Source organism: Streptomyces sp. NPDC090442, assembly GCF_044769405.1.
Lineage (GTDB): Bacteria > Actinomycetota > Actinomycetes > Streptomycetales > Streptomycetaceae > Streptomyces.
Window position 1 is genome coordinate 1 of record NZ_JBIVXW010000184.1, and the last position, 3566, is coordinate 3566.

A 3566-nucleotide genomic window follows, 5' to 3' on the forward strand; every position below is an offset into this window, starting at 1 on the left:
CGATGCCCATACCCGGTCACGCTGATCGTCGACTCCCAGTCGGTCAAGGGCGCCACCACGGTGAGCCGGGCGACCCGCGGATTCGATCCCGCGAATTATCTGGGGGCGTCGGTTATGGCGGGCCGGGCCGATCGGCGCTGGTGGACGGGGTGCCGCAGGGGCTGGGGCCGGTGATAACTACAGGTTCTCCAGGAAGGTGAGCAGGCTGTCGGTGGGCCGGTAGCGTTTGGCGGTGGTGTCGCGGGGTGCGGTGCGGGCCAGGGCGCGTTCCTTCATCGCCAGGTCGGCGTGCAGGTAGACGTCGGTGGCCTTGGTGCTCGCGTGTCCGAGCCAGAGCGCGATGGTGGAGGTGTCGACGCCGGCGGTCAGCAGTGCCATGGCCGCGGTGTGGCGGAGTGTGTGCGGGGTGACGTTCTTGCCGGCCAGGGTCGGGCATCGCTCCGCGGCCGTGGGCAGGTACTTGCGGAGGATGTCGGCGACGGCATCGCGGCTGAGGTGTCCGCCGACGCGGTTGGGGAACAGCGGGTCGTCCGGGGCTGCGTTGCGGGCGGTGATCCATCGCTGGAGCAGGCGGGCGGTGGGTTTCGTCAGCGGTGTGCAGCGTTGTTTGCGGCCCTTGCCGGTGCAGCGCAGGTGGGCGCCGGTGCCGAGTTCGGCGTCGGCGCGGGTGAGTGCGGTCAGCTCCGAGACGCGCAGTCCGCTTTGCGCCGCGACCAGCAGCAGGAGGTGGTCACGCCGCCCCAGGAGCGTCGACTGGTCCGGGGCCGCCAGCAGGGCCTCGGTCTCCTCGTGGCTGAGGAAGCACACGGGTGTGCAGTCGCGGCGCTTTTGCGGGATCGCCAGGACACGCTGGATCAGCAGGGCGTGTTCCGGGCAGCGGTAGGCGGCATAGGCGAACAGCGAGTGGATCGCGGCCAGTCGGGCATTTCGGGTGGTCACGCTGTTGTTCCGGGCGTGTTCGAGATGGTCCAGGAAACCGCCGACGAACACGGCGTCGATGTCGGTCAGCTCCAGCGCCGCTGGCGGGCGGCCGAGCTGCCGCCCGGCGTACTCCAGCAGGAGGCGGAACGTGTCGCGGTAAGCCGCGACGGTGTGGGCACTGACCCGACGCTGGGCCAGCCGCTCGGTGAAGAAACCCTGCATGACAGGGGCGAGAGTGGTCACGGTGATTCCTTCCAGGTCCGGTCGAGACGTTCGGCCGCGGCTGTCATCAACTGCGGGCAGGCGTGCAGGTACCAGTAGGTCGTGGCCGGGCTGATGTGTCCGAGGTAGGTGGACAGCGCCGGGAGCCGGCGGGCGACGTCGGCGTCGGCGGCGTACCAGTTCACCAAGGTGGTCACGGCGAACGTGTGGCGCAGGTCGTAGAGGCGCGGCTTGCCCGCGCTGGCCGGGGCCGTGAGGCCGGCGGCTTTCAGCAGCCGGGTGAAGGTCTTGCTCGCGTTGGTGTGGTTGAGCCGGGTCCCGGCTCCGGAGAGGAAGAACGCCTAGGTGGACGGGCGTGGACACAGTTCGTCGCGTCGGCGCTGGTAGTCGGCGAGCCGCTCGACGGTGGTGGGGTGCAGGGGGACCAGCCGGGACTTGCCGAACTTGGTCCCCCTGCACCAGCAGGACACCGCGGTCCAGGTCCGGGTCGGATCGGTCCAGTCCCATCGCCTCTCCGGTGCGGATTCCGGTCGCGGCCATGAGCCCGATGAAGGACTCGAACGTCGCCGCGCGAAGGGGGTGGGTCAGGTGCCGGGCCGCGTGGATCAGCGCGGTGATCTCCGTCTGCGAATACAGATACGGCGGGGTCGTCCGCCCGGCGCGACGGGGCAGCAGATCAGGCGGCGGGATCTCGGTGAGCTCGTCGAAGGTCGCCATGAAGCGGGCGAACTCGCGGACCACCGTCAGCCTGGCCGCCCACCAGGCCGGATCGGCGCTGTTTGGCAGAACGGCCCACTCCAGTGCGGCCTGGACCGTCAGGCGCGAGTCCCCGCGCTCCTCCAGGAAGTCGACGAACTGGCCGAGCATCCGGCCCTCGACCTTGAGTTTGTAGCCCAGGCCCCGGCGGATCGCCAGATAGCGTTCGACGCCGTCCCGGATGCCGTTCACCGCTCGCCCGCCGTCGGCCAGGGACGCACGACAGGTGCCAGCGCCGCCATGTCGACCTTCGCATAGATCGCCGTGGTGTCCTCGCCGTGGTGACGCAACAGTTGGGCGGCCTCGCCGAGGGTTCCTCCGCCGGCCAGCACCTGGCAGGCGGCGCGGTGTCGCAGTTGGTGCGCGGCGACAACAGGTATGCCGGCGCGGTGTGAAGCGCAGCGCGGCACCATGACCACGGACTGCCGTGAAATCGGAGCGTCCGGGCCGATGGTGCGCAGGAACACCTCACGAAACGCTGACGGCCGTCGGCCATGCCGCAGCCAGTCGGCCAGCGCGGCGCCGACGTCCACGGGCAGCGGCATCCGGTCGAGCCGTCCGCCCTTGCCCCGGACCACCAGCTCGCCGCCGCGCCAGTCCAGGTCCTCCAAGCACAGCCGTGACACCTCGACCGCCCGCAGGCCCAGCCGTGCCATCAGCAGCAGAATCGCGAAGTCCCGCCGTCCCAGCGCGGTGGTCCGATCGCAGTTTTCCAGCAGGACCGGCACCGCGTCCGTGCCGGACGGCAGCCGGCTCAGCCGCCATCCGGCGACCGACGGCACCGCCGCAGCCAAGTCCCGGTCAACGGCCGCGGTCACGAACAAGAACCGCAGCAGTGCCCGCAGACTCGACGTCACCACCTTCATCGACCCGGTCGAGTACCGCTTCGAGGCGTCCAGGATGAAACCGGCGACTGGCTCCGGGCTCAGCAGGTCCAGCCGAAGCCGGCCCTCGACGAGCTGCGCGGTCAGGAACCTGCGGGCGACGTCCACACGCCCGCGAACCGTGCGCTCGCCGAGCCGGCGCTCGCGCAGCAGGTAGCTGCGGTACTCCTCCAGCACGCCCTCGACCGGGCTCCCGACCAGGTCATGCTCCTGTGGCGGGACGGCACCGGCATCCCGCAGAAAGCCGAGCATCAGCTGCAACGACCGGTCCGTCAGCCACCGCCGGTGGCCAGCGTCCCGCCGTGCCTGGACGAACTCCTCCACCCGCTCCGCAGTCAACTGCCCCGGAGCCAGCTCTTTGCGTTCCAACCAGCGGCTCAAGTCAGCCAGTACGTAGGCGTGATCCTGAGAGGACCGCGGCGTGAACCCACGCCGCACCAACTCCAGCCGGAACGGATGAACCGACAGGGCCAGCGGCCCCGACACCCGCACCGGATACCGACCATCTGTCGCTGCCTTGACCATGAGCGCGCCTCCTTCGAGAACCTCTACGAAGGAGACCGCGCAGGACCGCCGTTATGACATCGCTGTTCCGAATTCGCCCCACGTCAGCCAGCCATAGCCACCCCGGCCCGCCATAACCGACGCCCCCAGATAATTGCCGTTATCCCGGCACCGGGATAACGGCAAATTGATCAATGGGCGGAAGAGACACATCGCGGTGGACACGAAGGGCTTCCCCGTGATGATCATGGTGACACCCGCCGACATGCAGGACCGAGA

3 protein-coding genes and 2 pseudogenes are annotated in these 3566 nt (G+C 69.6%); 1 reads left to right on the forward strand and 4 read right to left on the reverse strand.

The genetic code is table 11. The features are described 5' to 3' along the window. Positions 1–177 precede the first annotated feature (177 nt). The 4 genes and pseudogenes from ACIQU6_RS44055 to ACIQU6_RS44070 form a co-directional block, all read right to left on the reverse strand. Complete coding sequence (locus ACIQU6_RS44055) at positions 178–1164, reverse strand: tyrosine-type recombinase/integrase (RefSeq protein ID WP_403488264.1); 987 nt, start codon at positions 1162–1164, stop codon at positions 178–180. Continuing rightward, positions 1161–1466, reverse strand: a pseudogene (locus ACIQU6_RS44060) (integrase); the annotation flags it as partial. The pseudogene ACIQU6_RS44060 and the gene ACIQU6_RS44055, both read right to left, overlap by 4 nt. 18 nt (positions 1467–1484) lie before the next feature. Continuing rightward, a complete protein-coding gene (locus tag ACIQU6_RS44065) occupies positions 1485–1613 on the reverse strand; it encodes a hypothetical protein (RefSeq protein WP_403488266.1) in 129 nt (42 codons plus the stop codon). A gap of 474 nt (positions 1614–2087) precedes the next feature. Next, positions 2088–3308: a tyrosine-type recombinase/integrase gene (locus ACIQU6_RS44070; RefSeq protein WP_403488268.1), complete on the reverse strand. Its 1221-nt coding sequence runs from the start codon at positions 3306–3308 to the stop codon at positions 2088–2090. A 142-nt stretch (positions 3309–3450) separates the two neighbouring features. Here ACIQU6_RS44070 and ACIQU6_RS44075 point away from each other — a divergent pair. Continuing rightward, positions 3451–3566: pseudogene (locus ACIQU6_RS44075) on the forward strand (transposase); the annotation flags it as partial.